The sequence below is a fragment of the Rhodoferax sp. P2_H8_2 genome (assembly GCF_056403235.1).
The window spans coordinates 1-1,046 of the sequence record NZ_JBFUFW010000023.1 but is presented as its reverse complement, the minus strand read 5'-3'; the positions used below and the strand labels follow the sequence as shown (position 1 = coordinate 1,046).

The following is a 1,046-nucleotide window of genomic DNA, read 5'->3' as shown; positions in this document are numbered from 1 at the left end:
GTATGAAGACAGAACAGATATACCAACGAGGTACCAGTCGGGAAGCATTGCCAAGACCCTCAAGCGCGTCACCAACATCAAGACCTATGTGGGCGCAAGCGTTGTCAACGACTACCGGTTGACCTACGACCAAAGCAACCATACCAAGCGCACTCGATTGAAGTCGGTGACGCTGTGTGACACCAACAACAGCTGCATACAGCCAACCTCGGTTACTTGGCCTACAACGCCTACTGGAGTGGTTACTCCCACCGCAGCCGCGTTGCCTGCGAGTTCGTTGCCGCTGTTTGTAGACGGCAATAGCTACAAATACTTTGGTGACTTCAATGGAGATGGCAAGACCGACTACCTTTGGTACAACTCCGGTTGGGTTGGGGTCTACAGCAGTGGTTGGTTTGTAGCCTACGCCACCGACACCGGGTTCACCACACCGGTGAAAATCATGCCGGACGACCTGGACGCCGCCAATTTCGTGCGGTCGGCCCCCATCACCAAGCAATACGATGCAATCACAGCGACTAAGAAGCCAGTGGACATGGTGCAGATAGGTGACTTCAACGGTGATGGTAAGGCCGACATCATGTGGGTACCCACGGTTACCGATGGGAGTCAGGCGTACTGGACCGGCTGGTGGGTGGCATATTCCACGGGGACCGGATTYACGGTGCCTACCGCAGCTGCGCTGCCAGCGAGTTCATTGCCGCTGTTTGTAGACGGCAAKAGCTACAAATACTTTGGTGACTTCAATGGAGATGGCAAGACYGACTAYYTGTTTTACAACAATGGTTGGGYTGGACCTTACAGCAATGGTTGGTTTGTAGCCTAYGCCACCGACACCGGGTTCACCACACCGGTGAAAATCATGCCGGACGACCTGGACGCCGCCAATTTCGTGCGGTCGGCCCCCATCACCAAGCAATACGATGCAATCACAGCGACTAAGAAGCCAGTGGACATGGTGCAGATAGGTGACTTCAACGGTGATGGTAAGGCCGACATCATGTGGGTACCCACGGTTACCGATGGGAGTCAGGCGTACTGGACCG

Annotated in this window: 1 protein-coding gene; it reads left to right on the top strand. The window is 54.8% G+C overall.

Annotated features, from left to right (window positions below):
* Nucleotides 1-1,046 (top strand): FG-GAP repeat domain-containing protein (locus AC1DV6_RS18500; protein ID WP_477980065.1); only part of this gene is annotated, 1,046 nt, incomplete at both ends.